Source organism: Shewanella sp. SR1 (genome assembly GCF_020447145.1).
In the GTDB taxonomy this organism is placed as follows: domain Bacteria; phylum Pseudomonadota; class Gammaproteobacteria; order Enterobacterales; family Shewanellaceae; genus Shewanella; species Shewanella baltica.
The window spans coordinates 90,216-109,474 of sequence record NZ_JAJAEF010000016.1 but is presented as its reverse complement, the minus strand read 5'-3'; the positions used below and the strand labels follow the sequence as shown (position 1 = coordinate 109,474).

Genomic DNA, 19,259 nt, shown 5'->3' with positions numbered 1-19,259 from the left:
AACAAGGGCGGACATGGCCGCCCTTTAGAAGGGTTACAAACTATTGATTTGTCTTTTTAAATCAAAGTTGTCAGAGGTGACGTGACGTTCTAAATTTTGTAGCCTAACTTCTAGGCTTCGAAATTGACGACTCACGTCGCTCAGCGCTTGCTTTGCGGGTTCTCCCGACTGCCACGGCTTCTTCTTCACCTCGATATCGTCTCTATCGTAATGCTTTTGCGGCTTGATGTCTAAAATCACCCATAAAGCGACATAGATGATAAACACTACACCAGAGCCGCCGAGTAAGAAGATAGACACCGCCAGTACTCGCACTAACCAAGTTTCAATCGCAAAGTACTCGGCAATCCCTGCACATACACCCGCTATTTTGCCTGACTGGGGAATGCGGTACAAAGTACGGCCATTAGATCCTCTCATGTTTCCCCCTCCATTCGGGCGATTCTGTATCCAGAATGGCCTCTAAGGTCTCGATACGCGCCGCCATTTTATCGGCCTTGGATATCAAGTCATTGAGTTGTGAAAACTCTTCCTCAGTGAGTCCCTGGCTCACTTGTCGCTTACTGCGATAATGAAGAACTAACCATATTGGCGCGACTATCACCATGAAAATAATAATCGGCGCCATTAGCACGTCCATATCCATAACTCACCTCTGAATTGTTATTCTTTTGACTTAGTTGGCGCTTTACCTTTTACCTTGGCTTTTAGCGCTGCCAGTTCTGCATTCACAGAATCTTCCGCTTCTAGCGCTGCAAACTCATCGGCTAAGGTCTTTTTGCTGCCAAGATCGTAAGATTCAACTTGGGCTTCTAAGCCTTCGACACGGCGCTCATATTGCTCAAACTTGAGCATAGCGTTGTCGATCTTGCTTGAATCTAACTGCTTTTTCACTTCTAAGCGTGATGACGCTGTTTGAGTGCGCAAAATAATGGTCTTTTGGCGCGCTTTTGCATCGAGCAGCTTTTCTTGCAACATGCCCACTTCATCTTTCAAGCGTGCGATATGTTCATCGATAACGGCTAACTCTTGATTCAGCGTGTCTGCTAAACCAGTCGCTTTTTGTTTTTCAACTAAAGCGGCTTTCGCTAAGTCTTCACGGTCTTTTGACAGTGCCAGTTCAGCCTTATCCTGCCAATCTTGCACTTGCTCTAACACGCGGTTGATACGACGTTGCAGCTCTTTCTTTTCAGCTAACACTTTAGCTGAGGTAGAACGCACTTCAACGAGTGTGTCTTCCATTTCTTGGATAATCAGTCGAACCATTTTTTCTGGGTCTTCGGCTTTATCCAGCAATGCGCTGATATTAGAGTTAATGATATCGGCGAAACGAGAGAAAATTCCCATAATCCTATCCTCAAATTGATGTTGGTCTCGTATAAGGTAATACACTAACCGTGCCAACTTTAACTTATTATTTAAATACAATAGCTTAAACAAAATATTAACTTTTACTTCCTTTTACGCTTCAAGCCACTTATTATCATTTTCACCAAATTTTAGCGCGAAAGACTAAAAAATATCGTGGATAATAAATTTCAGCAAGACAACCTTATCGGTCAATCCAACGCCCTACTCGAAGTGTTAGAACATGTGTCGCAAATAGCGCCGCTGTCTAAACCCGTACTGATTATTGGTGAACGTGGCACAGGTAAAGAGCTTATTGCCGAACGCTTACATTATCTGTCTAAGCGCTGGGATCAAAGTTTTATTAAGCTAAACTGTTCATCTTTGAGTGAAAATTTACTCGAGAGTGAATTATTTGGCCATGAGTCAGGTGCCTTTACGGGCGCCAAAGGCAAACACGAAGGCCGCTTTGAGCGCGCCGACGGCGGCACTTTATTCCTCGACGAATTAGCCAATACCTCAGGACTTATCCAAGAAAAGCTTCTGCGTGTCATTGAATATGGCGAATTTGAACGAGTCGGCGGCAGTAAAACCGTGCAGGCTGATGTTCGTTTAATCTGCGCCGCCAACGAAGATCTGCCCTCGCTTGCTGACGCAGGCGAATTTCGTGCCGACTTGCTCGATAGACTCGCCTTCGATGTGATCACTCTGCCACCGCTGCGTTGCCGCCCAGAAGACATAATGACGCTGGCGGAATACTTTGCTGTTGGCATGGCGCGTCAATTAAAGCTGCAACTGTTCAGCGGTTTTAGTGCCCATGCGGTCGAGCAATTAATGACCCACGACTGGCCGGGTAATATCCGAGAACTTAAAAACGTGGTCGAGCGCAGCGTTTACCGTAATGGTGGTGAAAATCGGCCCATCGACCATATCACCCTCGATCCCTTTGCTTCACCCTATCGACCTAAAACTCGGATCAAGACCCGCGAACGCCAAATCACCTCAGTCGCGCCTACAACCGTTGCCAGTACGCCGCAATCTGCGCCGATACTTGAGGCTGAAGTACCCGCCAATACTGAGTCTTCAGTGAATAGCTTTAATTTTCCGCTGGATTTTAAAGAGCAAACAGAGAAGTTTGAGATGGATCTGATCCAGCAGGCGCTCTCAAGCAGCCAATACAACCAAAAGAAAACCGCCGACATGCTCGGATTAAGCTACCACCAACTGCGTGGCATCCTTAAAAAATACAATTTACTTGATAAAGCATAAGCAGATTGCCCATGGGGGAGATGCACTGCTAAAATAGCCGTTCATAGTCGATAAAATAATGATTTATAAATGAGTGTGCTAATTAGACGCCTGTGCCTAACAACTGCAGTTTCTTGCATGAGTTGGTTGTTGGTCGCGTGTGGCCCCCAACGACTCCCTTCCGGTTTGGTGTATTGCTCCGAAGGGAACCCTGAGTCTTTTAATCCACAATTGGTGACGTCTGGCACGACAATCGATGCCACCTCGCACCAAATTTATAGTCGCTTAGTGGATTATGATACCCAGTCAGGCAAGCTTGTCCCTGCCTTGGCGACAAGTTGGGCTATGTCCGATGATGGCTTAAGCTATCGCTTCACCCTCAGGGAAAACGTGCAGTTCCAGCATTCGAAGAGGTTTACCCCAACACGGCCCTTCAATGCCGACGATGTGTTGTTCTCCTTTAAGCGTATTATCGATACCCAGCATCCTTATCATTTTGTCTCCCGCACGGGTTATCCCTTCTTCCAAAGTATTGGCTTTTCTGAACAAGTTAAAGGGATAGAAAAGATAAACGATCATGAAGTGGTCTTTTATTTAACCCGCAAAGACGCTTCTTTTTTATCAAATCTGGCCACCGACTTTGCGGTGATCTTATCCGATGAATATGCGCAGCAGCAGTTAGCCTTGGGTCATCCTGAAAACGTCGACCACTTTGCCATTGGCACAGGGCCGTTCACTTTAGTTCAGTACGCGAAAAACGAATATATTCGCTATCGCCGTCATCCTGACTTTTGGGGCGAACCAGCAAAAATTGATATGCTGGTATTTGATATCACGCCAAAAAGTACCGTCAGACTCGCGAAACTGATCGCGGGGGATTGCAGTGTATCTGCGCTGCCCAAAGCGGGTGAACTGCCCGTTATCAAGCAACATGAAGAATTGAATATTGAGTCACAACCTGGACTCAACGTAGCATTTTGGGCCTTTAATACGCAAAAGCCGCCACTGAATGATGTCCGAGTACGCCGCGCACTGGCCTATGCGGTAGATAAACAAAATATCCTGCGGGCGGTTTATCAAAATACCGCCATTGAAGCCACAGGCGTTCTGCCGCCAGCATCTTGGGCCTACGACAATAACAAAGGGCTTGTGGATTACAATCCGCAAAAAGCGCGCGACCTATTAAAAGAAGCTGGCATTAAAAATCTCAGTATCGATATTTGGGCTATGCCAGTTGCCCGCGCCTATAACCCCAATGCGTTAAAAACGGCTGAATTAATTCAATCGGATCTGGCCAACCTAGGCGTCAAAGTGAACATCGTCAGTTACGACTGGAGCGTGTTTAGTCAGCGGCTCAGCCGCGACGACTATGATTCAGTGTTAATTGGCTGGAATGCTGATAATAGCGATCCCGATAACTTCTTTACTCCATTGCTGAGCTGCGCCGCAATGCAGTCGAATAACAATCGTTCTCGCTGGTGTAACCCTGAGTTTGATGCCATCTTAGATAACGCAAGAGAAGTGTCAGATCAGGGCGAACGTAAAGTGATTTATCAACAAGCAGAAGCCTTTTTAGCTGAACAAGTGCCTATGCTGAGTCTGGCCCATGCCAAACGTGTGGCGTTAACTCGCCATGATGTCAAAGACATGCAACTCACGCCTTTTGGGGGCATTTCCTTCGCCCAAACTAGCCAAGCACAAGAGGAGGCGAATTAATGTTTAAATACCTACTGCGCCGCCTCAATTTGTTCCTTGCCACCTCGTTAGTCATGGTGGGTGTCTTATTTTACGCCACGGGCTTATTTCCGGTAGATCGCACCCACGCACTCACCGGCATACATACACCGACGGCGAGTCAACTGGTTCAAATCGAGCAGGACTACAAATTAGATAAAAACCAAGCGTGGCAATTTATCGCTTATCTACAACAAAGGCTTAGTGGTAATTTAGGCATTTCAGTCACCTCACATCAAGAAGTGGCTGAAGAACTCAGCGCCGTCCTACCCGCCTCCTTCGAACTTGCTGTGATGGCGGCCATTATCGCGATTTGCTTTGGTGTGCCCTTAGGCGTGCTTGCTTCCCAGAGCCAACATAAGCTCACCCAAAATACCATTATGGCGATCACGCTAACGGGCTACTCTGTGCCCGTGTTCTGGTTAGGTCTTTATCTTTCGCTCTGGTTTGGTGTCGATCTCGGTTGGTTACCGATTTCTGGCCAAATCAATTTGTTATATGAAATCAAACCTGTCACTGGCTTTATGTTGGTAGATACCCTGTTGTCTGAGTCTGAATACGGCATGTCGGCATTTAAAGATGCGCTGCTGCACATCATTTTGCCTGCCACGACACTGGCCGTGTTACCTTTTACTGTGGTGGTTCGCAGCACTCGTTCGGCGATGATGAATGTAATGAATCAAACCTTTATCCGCGCCGCCGAAGCCAGAGGCATGCATACTGGGACTATTATACTGCGCCACGCCCTACCTAACGCCTTGATCCCCGTGCTGAAACATTTAGGGTTAATGCTAGGTTCCTTTGCCAGTTATGCCATAGTGGTCGAAATGATTTTCTCTTGGCCTGGCGTGGGTTCTTGGCTGGTTTCAGGGATTTACCAACGGGACTACACTGTCATCCAAGGTGGTATTCTGGCTGTAGCCCTATTGATTATCTTCCTAAGTATCTTGATTGAAGTGCTCCACACAGTCTTTAATCCTCTGAGCAGAAAAGACCTTTATGCCACCAGTTAAAATTTATCAAGAAGATCAGATTGCCTCCCCGACTATGCGGGTTTGGCTTAACTTTTCAGCTAACCCTTTCGCCTTGGCAGGTCTGTGGACGATTGCATTTCTACTCTTGCTAACGCTATTTGGCCCTATGATTGCGCCCTTCCCACCAGAGGCACAAGATCCAAGGGCCTTGCTATTGCCCCCCTCGTGGGACCCCTCAGGCACTGTGGCACACTTTTTAGGGACAGACGATCTCGGCCGCGATATCTTCAGCCGATTATTACACGGCGCCCATTTGACCTTTGGTATGGCGCTGCTGATCGTCGTCACCGCATTATTCACAGGCTTTATTATAGGGTCGCTGTCAGGCATGATGCGGGGCTTAAAATCCAGTATTCTCGGGCACTTACTCGATGCATTGTTATCAATCCCTTCATTATTGATGGCCATTTTAGTGGTGGCGGTAATGGGGCCAGGGCTTGAAAATGTGTTCTGGGCCGTCGGAATTGCCTTAACCCCGCAATTTGTGCGCTCGATACACCAGTCAGTGCATGAAGAGTTACAAAAAGAATACGTCACAGCGGCGCGTTTAGATGGCGCGAACTCAATGCAAATTTTTTGGTATGTCATCATGCCAAACGTGTGGGAAGTGGTGATCATTCAAACCACGCTTGCCATTTCTGCCGCCATTTTAGATATCGCCGCCCTCGGTTTTTTAAGCTTGGGCGCGCAGGCACCAAGCCCAGAATGGGGCGCTATGGTCGCCCAAGGTATGGATAATTTATTAACGGCGCCTTGGGCTGTAACTATCCCGGGCTTAGCGATTCTTTTCAGTGTGCTTTCCATTAACTTGGTTGGCGATGGCCTACGGTCGGCGCTTGCGCCCATCAGAAACTAACTTATGCCTTTACTCGACGTACGAAATCTCACGATTGAACTCGATACGCCCCACGGTAGAGTGCGGGCGCTCGAAAAAGTCAGCTTAACGCTCAATGCGGGCGAAATTCATGGCCTAGTCGGTGAGTCAGGCTCTGGACGAAGTTTGTTAGCCAGAGCGATTCTTGGGATCCCAGGTCCCAACTGGACCATCACAGCCGATCGCATGATGTGGGATGGCAATAACTTGATGGCTATGAGCTCAAAAGAGCGCCGCAATCTAATGGGTTCAGACATGGCGATGATCTTCCAAGATCCATCGGGCAGCTTAGATCCGGCGCAAACCGTCGGCAGTCAGCTGATGCAAGCTATGCCTAAGAATCCCAATGCCTATTTTTGGCAAAAACGTCGACATGCACGGCTGACAGCACAAAAGTGGCTACATAAAGTCGGGATTAAAAATCCTCGACAGGTAATGTCTAGCTATGCGTGGGAATTATCCGAAGGCGAATGCCAAAAGGTGATGATTGCGATGGCGGTTGCTAATCAGCCTCGCCTCTTGATTGCCGATGAACCCACAAGCTCGATGGAGCTCAGCACTCAAGCGCAGATATTCAGATTATTATCTCAATTAAATCAATTACAAAATGTATCGATTCTATTGATCAGCCACGAGCTTGAAACCTTAGCCCAATGGTGCGATCACTTATCCGTGCTCTATTGCGGTCAAGTTATGGAATCGGGGCCGACGGACGAAGTGATTAAACAGCCTTATCATCCTTACACTAAGGCGCTGCTTGATAACATGCCCGACTATTCAGGCTCAGGTGGCCACAAGGCGATTATGCCTACCCTTCCAGGGTCTGCGCCCGCCTTACAGCATTTGCCAATCGGTTGCCGGTTAGGGCCTCGTTGCCCTGAAGCCCAAAAAAAATGCGTTAATCAGCCAAATTTAAGTCATATTAAAGACCGCTATTTTGCCTGTCATTTCCCTTATCACGGCGAAACCCACAATGACGACCCCACTGCTTAAAGTTAACGATCTTTATAAAAGATACGATACCGGTTATAGGGGCTTTTCCCGCCAATATAACGATGCACTAGCGCCTGTATCCTTCGAGCTCCAACGCGGCGAAACCTTAGCCATAGTAGGTGAAGCAGGGTCGGGTAAAAGTACCCTCGCCCGCATTTTAGTCGGCGCTGAGCCCCGCAGCGGCGGCGAGATTTTTTTCGAAGGTGAAGCCTTAGACAGCCGCGATATCAAGCAAAGATGCCGCTTGATTCGAATGATTTTCCAAGATCCGAATACCTCACTAAACCCGCGTTTGACAATTGGCCAGTTGCTCGATGAGCCGCTGCGTTTTAATACCAAAATGTCGGCGCAATCGCGGCACACCCAAGTGGTCGACACATTGCGTAAAGTGGGCTTATTACCTGAGCATGCGGAGTTTTATCCGCACATGATTTCCGAAGGCCAGAAACAGCGCGTTGCGGTAGCGCGAGCCTTAATGCTCAATCCTAAAATTATTATTGCCGACGAAGCCTTGACCGCGCTTGACCTTTCAGTACGCTCACAAATTCTTAATTTGCTGCTGAAACTGCAAAAAGACCTCGGCTTGTCTTATATCTTCGTATCCCATAATCTCAATATTATTCGCCATGTTAGCGATAAAATCATGGTGCTGCACAAAGGTGTTATGGTCGAGAAAGCGCCTACAGAACAGATATTTAACTCGCCACAACATGAATATACCCAGAGGTTGATCCAAGAGCAAAGTCTGTTTGTCCATAAACGTTAAACTGCTCCAACCACTTAAATAATCAGGTGAATTGGCTAAAAATAGGTGCCATTTACCCGCCGAAATATTTATCCTATTGGTCATTTTGATAGAAGAAGCTTAAACATGATTATCAAACCAAAAATTCGTGGATTCATTTGTACCACTACACACCCAGTCGGTTGTGAAGCAAACGTTCAAGAACAAATCACGCTAACCAAAGCTAAAGGTAAAATTGCTAACGGCCCGAAAAGGGTATTAGTGGTTGGTTCATCAAGCGGTTACGGTCTGTCTTCACGTATCGCAGCCGCTTTCGGTAGCGATGCCGCAACGATTGGCGTGTTCTTCGAAAAGCCAGGTACTGAAACGAAACCAGGTACTGCGGGTTGGTACAACTCTGCCGCTTTCGACAAATTTGCTAAAGCTGAAGGCTTATATTCTAAGAGCATTAACTGCGATGCCTTTAGCCATGAAGCAAAACAAAAAGTGATCGAGCTTATTAAGCAAGATCTCGGTGAAATCGACATGGTCGTTTACTCACTGGCATCACCTGTGCGCAAACTGCCAGATTCTGGTGAACTTATCCGTTCTGCATTAAAACCAATCGGTGAAACTTACACTGCGACTGCGGTTGATACCAATAAAGATTGCATCATTGAAGCCACCGTTGAGCCAGCAACTGAGCAAGAAATTGCCGATACAGTAACGGTTATGGGCGGCGAAGATTGGGAACTGTGGATCAAAGCCTTATCTGAAGCCGGTGTATTAGCGGATAACTGCAAAACCGTAGCCTATAGCTATATCGGTACAGAACTGACGTGGCCAATCTACTGGCACGGCGCCCTTGGCAAGGCCAAGATGGATTTAGACCGCGCAGCAAAAGCCTTAAATGAGCAATTGTCAGCCACTGGTGGCAGCGCTAATGTCGCGGTACTGAAGAGCGTTGTGACTCAAGCGAGTTCGGCTATTCCAGTCATGCCTTTGTATATCGCGATGGTATTCAAGAAAATGCGTCAGGAAGGTCTGCATGAAGGTTGTATGGAGCAAATCTATCGCATGTTCAGTGAGCGTCTATTCCGCGCCGATGGTGCTAAGCCAGAAACTGACAGCGACAATCGCATCCGTTTAGACGATTGGGAACTGCGTGAAGATATTCAGCAACACTGCCGTAATCTGTGGCCACAAGTGACCACAGAAAACTTGTCAGAATTAACGGATTACCGTGAATACAAAGCTGAATTTATTAAATTATTCGGCTTTGGTATCGAAGGTATTGATTACGATGCCGACGTTAACCCATACGTTGAGTTTGACGTTATCGAGCTCTAATCGACTGCGATAGCTAGTCACTGCTTATCACACCGTTAAACGCCACTTTTTAGTGGCGTTTTTATTTGCAACGCCCGAACTAAGATGCGCTACACTAGCTTTCACCAATCACTCCCTAATAATCCCTCAATAAGGAAAGACGATGAAAATTAGCGCAAGAAATACGCTCAGCGGTACGATCAAATCCATAGAAATGGGCGCGGTAAACAATGAAGTGACGATCGAACTTGCACCCGGAGTGGTATTGACCTCTGTGGTGACTAAAGCGTCCTGTGAGCGCCTAGGTCTTAAAGTGGGGGATTCGGCTTATGCACTCATCAAAGCCAGCAGCGTGATGATAGGCGTTGATGACTAGCCCGACTGTAACGTCGCGCTTGATGTGATGGCGTATTGAGTCTGACTGTGTTGCAGTAACTTATTCTCTTCAAACTCATCGACATACTTCAGCGCATTGAAAAAACAAAAAGGCCAAGTGGAATCACTTGGCCTTTTTAATCGAAGTTTACAAGTAAGATAGCCAGTTCAACGCGCTATCCTCACTTAAATTATTCTTCTACAGGGTAAAGCACCTTGGCATTGGCTTTAAGTGAATCTATCAAGCCACGGTAGTCTGCTTCGCTGTATTGTGCGTTCAGGCGTTGTTTAAGCGCATTCACCAGCTCATCACTCACACCTTCTGCTGCGTTGACTTTATCTAGCGCAACCACGGCATAACCATTTGCTAAACCCACGGTATCGACAACTGGAGAAGTGCTTGGTGTTGGCATTTGGAATGCTTTGCCTACAATCGCAGCATCAACATCTTGCGCGCCGCGGCCTAGTTTCGCTTTAGCCACTAAACCAAGATCCGTTGCACCGGCTTTAACTTGTGCCATCAGCTCTTGTGCTTTCGCACGGGCAGCTTCGTTTGCTTGATCTTGCTTCAAACGTTCTGTGATATTGGCTTTCACTTCCGCTAAGGCCAAAGTGCCCGCATCGTGATGTTCCTTCACACGAACCACCACCACGTGGTTAGGTTCAAGCTCAATCACTTCACTGTTTAACCCTTTCAGCATAACAGTTTCAGAGAACGCGGCTTTGACTAAGTCAGGCTTGTTCAGCGTAGCAGGAACGTTATCGCGAGAGAACAGTGGAGTCGTCTTAATGTCGACGCCCACAGCTTTAGCAGTTTCAGATAGTGTATCTGGCACTTCATAGCTAGTATCAGCTAATTTGCTTTGTAAGCTGTAGAATTGATCAACCGCTTTCTTATCTTGCAATTGCGCTACTATCTTAGCTTTCACATCGGCAAAGGGTACAGTCACACCCGGTTGCACATCTAATAGCTTGATAATGTGGAAACCAAAGTCAGTTTTAACCACCGCAGAATGTTGGCCTTTGTTCAATGCAAATAATGCAGCATCGAAAGCGGGGTCCATCACACCTGGTTCAAACCAATCCAGTTTACCGCCCTGCTCTGCACTCAAGGTATCGTCAGAGTTAGCTTTAGCCAGATCAGCAAAATCGGCACCGCTGTCTAATTGCTTCGCTAAATCTTCAGCCTTGGCTTTTGCAGCAGCTTCATCGCTACCTGGCATAACCAGAATGTGTGCGGCAAGACGCTTCTCGTTAGACACGTATTGCGCTTTATGTTCCTCGTAATAAGCTTGCGCTTCTTCGTCTGAAACTGGGTTATTTTTAGCAAAATCAGCCGCATTCAGCTCAACATATTCTAAGCTCACCATTTCAGGGCTCATAAACTGCCCTTGGTTTGCGTCGTAATAGTTTTTCACTTGCTCGTCTGTCACAACCGCTGTCGCTAAGAATGGCGCAGAATCAACGACTAAATAGCGCACATCGCGAGTTTGGCCTTGTAACTCAGCTAATTGCTTAGCTTCGCCAGCTAACACAAATTCAGTACCAACTAGCGCTGCCGTTAACTGACGACGGGTCATATCGACGCGCATCATGTCTCTGAACGCCTGTGGTTGATAACCTAACTGACGTAGAATCGCTTGATAACGATCGTTATCAAATTTGCCATCGGTTTGGAATGCAGGTTCAGTTTTCACGGCTGCAATGATCTGTTCGTCAGATACACGCAAACCCATAGCCTTAGCCGCTTGATCTATCAGTTTGTCAGCCACTAAGCGCTCTAATACGCTCTGCTTAATGCTTTGTAGATATTTTTCGTCAGCAGATAACGCAGCAAACATCTCACCTAGCTGTTGCTCCATACGAGAGCGCTCACTTTGGTAAGCCTGCTCAAGCTCGGCTTTAGTGATTATGTCACCGTTCACTTCTGCTGCAGGCACATCAGTTGTAGAACCTAAGTAACTGCTGACTCCTGCAAATGCAAAAGATAAAATCACAAGTACGAGAATGCCTTTAGCAATCACGCCTTGCGAACCATCGCGGATCTTTTCTAACATCAGATTTCTCGCTTGTTGCGATTAACAAAATAAAAAGGCGCATCGGTTTGAGATGCGCCTTTCTGTAATTTATGGGGAATATTCAGACGCTACCACAGGTAAATTCTAAAACCCCGAGTAATGGTAGAAATTAAGCTTCATATTCCATTACTTTCAATTCGTAAAAAGCACTGATAAACAGTGCTTGTCATTACGAATGCCTTACAAAGGCTACGATATTAATGATTAATTAACAGCGTCTTTCAGTGCTTTACCAGCTTTGAATGCTGGAATTTTAGCTGCTGCGATTTTGATTTCTTCACCCGTTTGTGGGTTGCGACCAGTACGCTCAGCGCGTTCACGCACTTCAAAAGTACCAAAACCAACAAGAGAAATTTTATCGCCTTCTTTCAGACCTTCGGTCACAGCAGCGATAAAAGAATCCAGTGCACGGCCGGCAGCGGCTTTAGAAATGTCAGCACCAGATGCGATTTTCTCGATTAGTTCAGATTTGTTCATGTCATCCCCTTGAATGTAATTTTTTTGCGCCGCAACCAAATCCGTCTCTAGAGCGGTCTGCGGAGGCTTTTATAACAAGCTTGAATTCAAAGTTCAAGCTGAGTTCGAAAACCAAAGAAATAAAACTGGATACAGCTCAAAGCCAGTTGCGCCAAGGGCTTGGAGCAGCTGGCTCTCCACAGACCTAGGCTACCACAGGTCTACGCTTTGTTAAGCCCCTTTTTTCATTTTTTTTAACGTGATAGCGCAATTTCTTGCGTTATGCCAAGTTTTTAACCACTTCGAAGCCTTCAACCGGTCTTTCTAGGGCCAGTTTTAACACTTCATCGACCCAACGCACGGGACGAATTTCTAAATCGGCAATTACATTGGCAGGAATTTCTTCCAGATCACGCTCGTTTTCTTTTGGTATAAGCACTAATTTTATGCCGCCGCGGTGTGCTGCCAGCAGTTTTTCTTTCAAACCACCGATAGGTAACACTTCACCACGTAAGGTTATTTCACCTGTCATGGCCACGTCGCTACGCACTGGGTTACCCGTTAAGCTGGATACTAAAGCGGTACACATAGCCGCACCAGCCGATGGACCATCTTTTGGCGTTGCACCTTCTGGCACATGCACATGGATATCACGCTTCTCGTAGAAATCCGCATTGATGCCTAATTGTTCCGCACGGGCGCGAACAACTGTCATAGCCGCTTGAATCGACTCTTGCATCACGTCGCCAAGGGAACCGGTATAAGTTAATTTACCTTTACCAGGCACTGACGTTGCTTCAATCGTTAGCAGATCACCACCTACTTGTGTCCACGCTAAGCCTGTCACTTGACCGATTTGGTTCTTCGACTCAGCTTTACCGTAATCGAAGCGCTGCACGCCAAGGAATGACTTAAGGTTCTCTTGATTCACAGTGACAGATTTAACTGATTTATCGAGTAAAATCATTTTCACGACTTTACGGCAAATCTTAGACAATTCACGCTCAAGTGAACGCACGCCCGCTTCACGGGTGTAATAGCGGATAATGCCAACGATAGCGCTATCCTCGACTTTAATTTCAGCCGCTTTTAAGCCGTTGCGCTCAATTTGCTTATTCAGCAAATGTTGCTTAGCAATATTCAGCTTCTCGTCTTCGGTGTAACCCGACAAACGGATCACTTCCATACGGTCAAGTAGTGGCCCAGGAATGTCCATAGAGTTAGACGTTGCCACAAACATCACATCGGATAAGTCGTAATCGACTTCGAGGTAATGATCGTTAAAGGTCGCATTTTGCTCAGGATCTAACACTTCTAATAAAGCAGAAGCCGGATCGCCGCGCATGTCTGAACTCATCTTGTCGATTTCATCGAGCAAGAATAATGGGTTTTTCACGCCCACTTTAGCCATTTTTTGAATGACTTTACCTGGCATAGAACCAATATAAGTACGGCGATGACCACGGATTTCCGCTTCATCACGCACGCCGCCTAAGGCAACACGCACATACTTACGTCCGGTCGCCTTAGCGATCGATTGACCCAAGGAAGTTTTACCCACACCTGGAGGTCCAACGAGACACAGGATTGGCCCTTTAAGCTGACGCACTCGGCTTTGGACTGCCAAATATTCCAAGATACGTTCTTTAACTTTTTCCAGACCGAAATGATCGGTATCGAGCACTTCTTGGGCTTTTGCTAAATCACGTTTGATTTTAGAGCGTTGGCTCCAAGGCACTGACGTCATCCAATCCACATAGCTGCGCACAACTGTGGCTTCTGCCGACATTGGCGACATCATACGTAGCTTGTTAAGCTCTGCCAGGGCTTTTCCTTTCGCCTCGGCGGGCATATTAGCCTCTTCAATCTTACGATTTAAGGCTTCAAACTCGTCATGGCCTTCGTCTAAGTCACCCAGTTCTTTCTGGATGGCTTTCATCTGTTCGTTCAGATAGTACTCACGCTGACTTTTTTCCATCTGTTTTTTAACGCGGGTACGAATACGTTTCTCAACCTGCAATAGGTCGATCTCCGATTCCATCATCGCCATTAAATATTCCAGACGCTCGCCAACGTTGATCATCTCAAGCACAGATTGCTTATCTTCAAGCTTAAGTGGCATGTGTGCGGCCATAGTATCAGCCAGACGCGCCGCTTCATCGATACCCGATAAAGAGGTCAAGACTTCTGGCGGTATCTTTTTGTTCAGCTTGATATAACCTTCAAACTGACCAATAGCACTGCGCACTAACACTTCTTCTTCTTTGTCTTCCAGCGGTTCTGATTCCAGATACTCAGCCTTAGCCACAAAAAACTCTGTTTCTTGGGTGTAACGGGTAATGCGGGCGCGACGTCCGCCTTCTACCAACACTTTGACTGTGCCGTCTGGCAGCTTAAGTAACTGTAAAATAGAGGCAACCGTACCCACTTCGAAGATGTCATCTTTTGATGGTTCATCGAGTTCGGCATCACGCTGCGCCACTAAAATAATTTGCTTATCCTGCGCCATTGCGGTTTCGAGACATCGAATAGATTTTTCTCGTCCGACAAATAACGGAATTACCATATGGGGATAGACCACCACATCTCGCAGTGGCAGCACGGGGAGTTCGATATGCGCTTCACGCTCTTGGGTCATAGTTCGATTCCGTTTTGGTGAAATGGATTAATACTGGAGTATATTGGGACGCTTTATTGAGTTTCAATGGCTAATACGAAAAAAGGAGTCCATTGGACTCCTTGTTTTTCAGTTTATTAGCAATCAGTACAATTATTGCTCGCCAGAGGCTGCTTGGGCTTCATTGTGCTCATAAATCAGGATAGGTGCAGATTCACCTTTCACGACTGATTCATCGACAACGGCCTTCACTACACCATCGACTGAAGGAATATCGTACATAGTATCCAGTAGAATACTTTCAACGATTGAGCGTAAACCACGGGCACCTGTCTTACGTGACATCGCCTTGTGTGCTATCGCTTTAAGTGCATCTTCGCGGAACTCAAGCTCGACGCCTTCCATCTCAAATAACGCACTGTACTGCTTAGTCAGGGCATTTTTAGGTTGAGATAAAATTTGCACTAGGGCTTCTTCATCCAGCTCAGTCAGAGTCGCAACCACAGGCAGACGGCCGATGAACTCAGGAATTAAGCCATATTTGACCAAATCGCCAGGTTCAACTTGAGTTAAGGTTTCAGAAATCGTCGCCTTCTCTTTTTCGCCTTTTACCTGAGCACCGAAACCGATACCCGAACCAACGTGTGCACGTTGCTCAATCACTTTCTCAAGCCCTGCAAACGCACCGCCACAGATAAACAGGATCTTAGAAGTATCGACTTGTAAGAATTCTTGCTGTGGATGCTTACGGCCACCTTGTGGTGGAACCGCGGCAACAGTACCTTCAATCAGCTTAAGCAGCGCTTGCTGCACGCCCTCACCCGATACGTCACGGGTGATCGATGGATTGTCTGACTTACGGCTAATTTTATCGATTTCATCGATATAAACGATACCACGCTGCGCTTTCTCTACATCGTAGTCGCACTTTTGCAGCAACTTTTGAATGATGTTTTCAACGTCTTCACCCACATAACCCGCTTCAGTCAGTGTTGTGGCATCGGCCATAGTGAAAGGTACATTGAGTGAGCGCGCAAGGGTTTCAGCCAACAGCGTCTTACCGCTACCCGTTGGACCGATAAGTAAAATGTTACTCTTACCCAGCTCGATACCATCTTTAGGCGACGCATTTTTCAAACGCTTATAGTGGTTATACACTGCCACAGACAGCACTTTCTTCGCCCTGTCTTGGCCAATCACATAATCGTCTAAATGTGCACGCAACTCATGTGGTGTCGGTAACTTATCGCTATCGCGCTTTGGAGAGATTTCTTTAATCTCTTCGCGAATGATGTCGTTACATAACTCAACACATTCGTCGCATACATACACTGATGGGCCAGCAATGAGTTTTCTGACTTCATGCTGGCTCTTTCCGCAAAAAGAGCAGTACAGCAATTTACCGCTGTCACCATTATTTTTGTTGTCGCCCATTAATTACCTCATTTGCAGTCTGCTCTACTGCCTGTCTTAAATTTGCTTAACCTTTACAGAGCATAGCTCAGTCAAAAGCAAAAATCAGCCGCGTTTCGTCATCACAGAGTCAACTAAGCCATATTCGACGGCTTGAGTCGCGCTCATGAAGTTGTCACGATCGGTATCGCGTTCAACCACTTCGAGCGGTTGGCCAGTGTGCTCGGCTAACATTTGGTTAAGCTTATTCTTAATGCCTAAGATTTCTTTGGCATGGATAGCGATGTCAGAAGCTTGACCTTGGAAACCACCCAGTGGTTGATGGATCATCACGCGAGAGTTTGGTAAACAGTGACGTTTGCCCTTCTCACCACCGGCTAATAAGAAAGCGCCCATGCTGGCCGCTTGGCCGATACAGACAGTGCTAACATTCGGTTTGATAAACTGCATGGTATCATAAATCGCCATGCCTGCGGTGACTGAGCCACCTGGAGAGTTAATGTATAAAAAGATATCTTTATCTGGGCTTTCTGATTCTAAGAATAATAGTTGCGCCACGATAAGGTTTGCCATGTGTTCTTCAACTTGACCTACCAAAAAGATAATCCGCTCTTTCAACAAACGAGAATAAATATCGTATGAGCGTTCACCCTTAGCAGTCTGTTCGATCACCATAGGCACTAAAGCACTTTGTATGTCTGACGCATTATGCATTATTCACTTCCCTAAATAAAAATGGCTCGCATGAGGAGCCTCATACGAGCCATTATAAATGGCGAACAGCTAATCAAGTCAAGCTTAGCTTATGCGCGACCAGTAGCCTTGTTCATAAATTCTTCAAAAGCGACTTCTTTTTCGGTCACTTTGGCAGATTTCAACAGTGCTTCAACTGCTTGCTCTTCTAAAGCAACGTTGCGCATGTTTTGCATCAGCTCTTTGTTGCTGTTGTAATAAGCAACAACTTCACTTGGATCTTCGTAGGTAGAAGCCATAGAAGCGATCAAGCCTTGTACGCGTTCGTCTTCTGCTTTCAGTTCGTTAGTCTTGATGACTTCGCCTAATAACAGACCGATTTTAACGCGACGTGCAGCTTGTTCAGTGAACAATTCAGCTGGCAGTTCAGGCATGTTTGCCGTTTGATTGCCAAAACGTTGCATTGCTTGTTGACGCAGTACGTTAACTTCGCCATCGATCAGTGCTTTTGGCAAAGTGATGTCGTTGTTCGCTAACAGACCGTTGATCACTTGCTCTTTAACGTTAGCTTTTAACGCTTGCTCAAGTTCGCGGTTCATGTTTTTACGGATTTCAGCTTTAAGGGCTTCTAAGCCACCTTCGCTGATACCGAACAGAGCAGCAAACTCATCGTTTACTTCTGGCAGGTTAGCGGCTTGAACTTCAGTCAGCGTAATCGCGAACTTAGCGGCTTTACCTTTCAGATTTTCAGCGTGATATTCTTCTGGGAAGTTCACGTCGATAACAAATTCTTCACCCGCTTTGTGACCTAAAATACCCGTTTCAAAACCAGGGATCATACGGCCGCTGCCTAATTGCAGTTCGAAATCGTCAGCTTTGCCGCCTTCAAATTCTTCACCATCAACTGAGCCAACAAAGTTCATTTTCACTTTGTCGCCATCGGCAGCTTCACGTTCAACAGCAGCGAAAGTTGCGTGTTGTTTACGTAACGTTTCAATCATAGTGTCAACGTCAGCGTCAGTCACTTCAGCTTTTGGTTGTTCTACTTCGATTGCATCTAAGCCTTTCAGCTCAACTTCTGGATAGATTTCAAAGGTAGCGATAAATTCGAACTTTTCGCCATCAGTTGAACCTGGAACAAAAGTCGGTGCACCGGCTGGGTTTAACTTCTCAGCAATAATTGCTTCGATGAAGTTACGTTGCATCACTTCACCCATGATGTCTTGACGAATCGCTGCGCCGTAACGTTTGTTAATCACAGTAATAGGCACTTTACCAGGACGGAAACCTGGGATACGAGCACGCTTAGCTTCACGTTGTAAACTGTCTTTAACCAGCTTTTCAATTTGTTCAGCAGGAACAGAAATGGTCAGGCGACGCTCTAGGCCTTGGGTTGCTTCAACAGAAACTTGCATTGTTTTACCTCGAAATTTGTCTAACGTCCTTTGTAATAGCCGATTCATCAACTATTCAGGTATTCGTTTCTTGATCATTAAATTTGACTACAATGCCCACCACTACTGGCTTTAGGCACAGGTCGCTCATAGTTGATATCTATCAAGACGCGACATTATAGCCACCGTTTTCTGCAGAGTCGAGCCTCAACAGCCGAATCTGGGGTATAAAAAAAGCGACACAAGGTCGCTTTTTTTAATTTGTACTCAAAGTACTAAAAAATGGGGTGACTGATGGGGCTCGAACCCACGACAACCGGAATCACAATCCGGGACTCTACCAACTGAGCTACAATCACCACTGAAACTGGTACGCCCGGCAGGATTCGAACCTGCGACCACCCGCTTAGAAGGCGGGTGCTCTATCCAACTGAGCTACGGGCGCATGGTTTACAGAACTTTCTGTATCCTAACCGATTTTGGAAAGCACTTAGCTAACCCTACCATTCGCTTATTTGAGTTCAAATTATCTTTAAATTCATTGAAGCAAACAATAATAAAGTGGTCGGTGATAGAGGATTCGAACCTCTGACCCTCTGGTCCCAAACCAGATGCGCTACCGGGCTGCGCTAATCACCGAAAGTCTTACATTTTTTGGTATCAACTCAGAGGGTTCCCTCTGGTCCGCTCTCATCCAAAAACTGGATACACTACCGGACGCGCTAATCACCTAAGGTCTTACATAACATTTTCAGTGCTAGATGAACACATCTGCCTGAGAACGGAGCGCATCTTATCCCCTCACTTTACAACCGTCAACGATTTTTTTATTGATTGACTCTAGGTGCTGAATTATCAGGCTAATCCGTTTTTTTTTATCCATTTGGCGACGGCTTTAACCATGACACAGTAGCTGTGCCCTGTTAAAATAGCCGCGATTGCCAATCTCT

At 46.4% G+C, this 19,259-nt stretch carries 17 protein-coding genes and 3 tRNA genes; 8 read left to right on the top strand and 12 right to left on the bottom strand.

Annotated features, from left to right (window positions below; translation table 11 throughout):
* Positions 1 to 33: 33 nt before the first annotated feature.
* From pspC to pspA, 3 genes are read right to left on the bottom strand one after another with little or no spacing between them, the layout of a single operon-like run.
* A complete protein-coding gene (gene pspC, locus KV201_RS15300) occupies positions 34 to 420 on the bottom strand; it encodes an envelope stress response membrane protein PspC (RefSeq protein WP_006081139.1) in 387 nt (128 codons plus the stop codon).
* Positions 407 to 646, bottom strand: a complete 240-nt coding sequence (gene pspB, locus KV201_RS15295) for an envelope stress response membrane protein PspB (protein ID WP_006081138.1) — start codon at positions 644 to 646, stop codon at positions 407 to 409. Before pspB ends, pspC begins: the two co-directional genes overlap by 14 nt.
* 17 nt (positions 647 to 663) lie before the next feature.
* Positions 664 to 1,347: a phage shock protein PspA gene (pspA, locus tag KV201_RS15290; protein WP_006081137.1), complete on the bottom strand. Its 684-nt coding sequence runs from the start codon at positions 1,345 to 1,347 to the stop codon at positions 664 to 666.
* Between the two features lie 177 nt (positions 1,348 to 1,524).
* Here pspA and pspF point away from each other — a divergent pair, with 177 nt between their 5' ends.
* The 8 genes from pspF (at position 1,525) to KV201_RS15250 (ending at position 9,659) form a co-directional block, all read left to right on the top strand.
* On the top strand, positions 1,525 to 2,616 hold the full coding sequence (gene pspF, locus KV201_RS15285) for a phage shock protein operon transcriptional activator (protein WP_006085373.1): 1,092 nt from the start codon (positions 1,525 to 1,527) through the stop codon (positions 2,614 to 2,616).
* Positions 2,617 to 2,685: 69 nt separating this feature from the next.
* On the top strand, positions 2,686 to 4,311 hold the full coding sequence (gene sapA, locus KV201_RS15280) for an ABC transporter substrate-binding protein SapA (RefSeq protein ID WP_226059842.1): 1,626 nt from the start codon (positions 2,686 to 2,688) through the stop codon (positions 4,309 to 4,311).
* Positions 4,311 to 5,342, top strand: coding sequence for an ABC transporter permease subunit (locus KV201_RS15275; protein WP_006085371.1), 1,032 nt, complete (start codon positions 4,311 to 4,313; stop codon positions 5,340 to 5,342). Before sapA ends, KV201_RS15275 begins: the two co-directional genes overlap by 1 nt.
* Entirely contained in the window at positions 5,329 to 6,219 is an 891-nt protein-coding gene (locus KV201_RS15270; protein ID WP_006081133.1) for an ABC transporter permease subunit, read from the top strand. The genes KV201_RS15275 and KV201_RS15270 overlap by 14 nt, the downstream gene beginning before the upstream one ends.
* 3 nt (positions 6,220 to 6,222) lie before the next feature.
* Complete coding sequence (locus KV201_RS15265) at positions 6,223 to 7,230, top strand: oligopeptide/dipeptide ABC transporter ATP-binding protein (RefSeq protein ID WP_006081132.1); 1,008 nt, start codon at positions 6,223 to 6,225, stop codon at positions 7,228 to 7,230.
* Entirely contained in the window at positions 7,211 to 7,996 is a 786-nt protein-coding gene (locus tag KV201_RS15260) for an ATP-binding cassette domain-containing protein (protein WP_006085370.1), read from the top strand. Before KV201_RS15265 ends, KV201_RS15260 begins: the two co-directional genes overlap by 20 nt.
* Positions 7,997 to 8,101: 105 nt before the next feature.
* Positions 8,102 to 9,304, top strand: coding sequence for an enoyl-ACP reductase FabV (gene fabV, locus KV201_RS15255; protein WP_006085369.1), 1,203 nt, complete (start codon positions 8,102 to 8,104; stop codon positions 9,302 to 9,304).
* A 142-nt stretch (positions 9,305 to 9,446) separates the two neighbouring features.
* Positions 9,447 to 9,659, top strand: a complete 213-nt coding sequence (locus tag KV201_RS15250; RefSeq protein ID WP_006085368.1) for a molybdopterin-binding protein — start codon at positions 9,447 to 9,449, stop codon at positions 9,657 to 9,659.
* A 190-nt stretch (positions 9,660 to 9,849) separates the two neighbouring features.
* On the opposite strand, the gene KV201_RS15245 is transcribed toward KV201_RS15250, so the two are convergent.
* From KV201_RS15245 to KV201_RS15205, 9 genes are all read right to left on the bottom strand, one after another.
* Entirely contained in the window at positions 9,850 to 11,715 is a 1,866-nt protein-coding gene (locus KV201_RS15245; RefSeq protein ID WP_226059841.1) for a SurA N-terminal domain-containing protein, read from the bottom strand.
* Positions 11,716 to 11,940: 225 nt separating this feature from the next.
* On the bottom strand, positions 11,941 to 12,213 hold the full coding sequence (gene hupB, locus KV201_RS15240) for a nucleoid-associated protein HU-beta (RefSeq protein ID WP_006081127.1): 273 nt from the start codon (positions 12,211 to 12,213) through the stop codon (positions 11,941 to 11,943).
* A gap of 259 nt (positions 12,214 to 12,472) precedes the next feature.
* The gene (gene lon / locus KV201_RS15235) at positions 12,473 to 14,830 is read right to left on the bottom strand and encodes an endopeptidase La (protein ID WP_226059840.1); all 2,358 of its coding nucleotides are present in this window, start codon (positions 14,828 to 14,830) and stop codon (positions 12,473 to 12,475) included.
* Between the two features lie 132 nt (positions 14,831 to 14,962).
* A complete protein-coding gene (gene clpX / locus KV201_RS15230; RefSeq protein WP_006081125.1) occupies positions 14,963 to 16,243 on the bottom strand; it encodes an ATP-dependent protease ATP-binding subunit ClpX in 1,281 nt (426 codons plus the stop codon).
* A gap of 84 nt (positions 16,244 to 16,327) precedes the next feature.
* On the bottom strand, positions 16,328 to 16,936 hold the full coding sequence (clpP, locus tag KV201_RS15225) for an ATP-dependent Clp endopeptidase proteolytic subunit ClpP (RefSeq protein WP_006081124.1): 609 nt from the start codon (positions 16,934 to 16,936) through the stop codon (positions 16,328 to 16,330).
* Between the two features lie 89 nt (positions 16,937 to 17,025).
* Positions 17,026 to 18,330: a trigger factor gene (gene tig, locus KV201_RS15220; protein ID WP_226059839.1), complete on the bottom strand. Its 1,305-nt coding sequence runs from the start codon at positions 18,328 to 18,330 to the stop codon at positions 17,026 to 17,028.
* Between the two features lie 262 nt (positions 18,331 to 18,592).
* Positions 18,593 to 18,668 (bottom strand) — tRNA-His (locus KV201_RS15215).
* Positions 18,669 to 18,677: 9 nt separating this feature from the next.
* Positions 18,678 to 18,754, bottom strand: a tRNA-Arg gene (locus KV201_RS15210).
* Between the two features lie 117 nt (positions 18,755 to 18,871).
* A tRNA-Pro gene (locus tag KV201_RS15205) sits at positions 18,872 to 18,948 on the bottom strand.
* Positions 18,949 to 19,259 lie beyond the last annotated feature (311 nt).

Bases quoted from the DNA above. Each gene is read 5' to 3' on its own strand.
- pspC (WP_006081139.1), bottom strand. From the start codon at position 420: ATGAGAGGATCTAATGGCCGTACTTTGTACCGCATTCCCCAGTCAGGC.
- pspB (WP_006081138.1), bottom strand. From the start codon at position 646: ATGGATATGGACGTGCTAATGGCGCCGATTATTATTTTCATGGTGATA.
- pspA (WP_006081137.1), bottom strand. From the start codon at position 1,347: ATGGGAATTTTCTCTCGTTTCGCCGATATCATTAACTCTAATATCAGC.
- sapA (WP_226059842.1), top strand. From the start codon at position 2,686: ATGAGTGTGCTAATTAGACGCCTGTGCCTAACAACTGCAGTTTCTTGC.
- KV201_RS15275 (WP_006085371.1), top strand. From the start codon at position 4,311: ATGTTTAAATACCTACTGCGCCGCCTCAATTTGTTCCTTGCCACCTCG.
- KV201_RS15270 (WP_006081133.1), top strand. From the start codon at position 5,329: ATGCCACCAGTTAAAATTTATCAAGAAGATCAGATTGCCTCCCCGACT.
- KV201_RS15265 (WP_006081132.1), top strand. From the start codon at position 6,223: ATGCCTTTACTCGACGTACGAAATCTCACGATTGAACTCGATACGCCC.
- KV201_RS15260 (WP_006085370.1), top strand. From the start codon at position 7,211: ATGACGACCCCACTGCTTAAAGTTAACGATCTTTATAAAAGATACGAT.
- fabV (WP_006085369.1), top strand. From the start codon at position 8,102: ATGATTATCAAACCAAAAATTCGTGGATTCATTTGTACCACTACACAC.
- KV201_RS15250 (WP_006085368.1), top strand. From the start codon at position 9,447: ATGAAAATTAGCGCAAGAAATACGCTCAGCGGTACGATCAAATCCATA.
- KV201_RS15245 (WP_226059841.1), bottom strand. From the start codon at position 11,715: ATGTTAGAAAAGATCCGCGATGGTTCGCAAGGCGTGATTGCTAAAGGC.
- hupB (WP_006081127.1), bottom strand. From the start codon at position 12,213: ATGAACAAATCTGAACTAATCGAGAAAATCGCATCTGGTGCTGACATT.
- lon (WP_226059840.1), bottom strand. From the start codon at position 14,830: ATGACCCAAGAGCGTGAAGCGCATATCGAACTCCCCGTGCTGCCACTG.
- clpX (WP_006081125.1), bottom strand. From the start codon at position 16,243: ATGGGCGACAACAAAAATAATGGTGACAGCGGTAAATTGCTGTACTGC.
- clpP (WP_006081124.1), bottom strand. From the start codon at position 16,936: ATGCATAATGCGTCAGACATACAAAGTGCTTTAGTGCCTATGGTGATC.
- tig (WP_226059839.1), bottom strand. From the start codon at position 18,330: ATGCAAGTTTCTGTTGAAGCAACCCAAGGCCTAGAGCGTCGCCTGACC.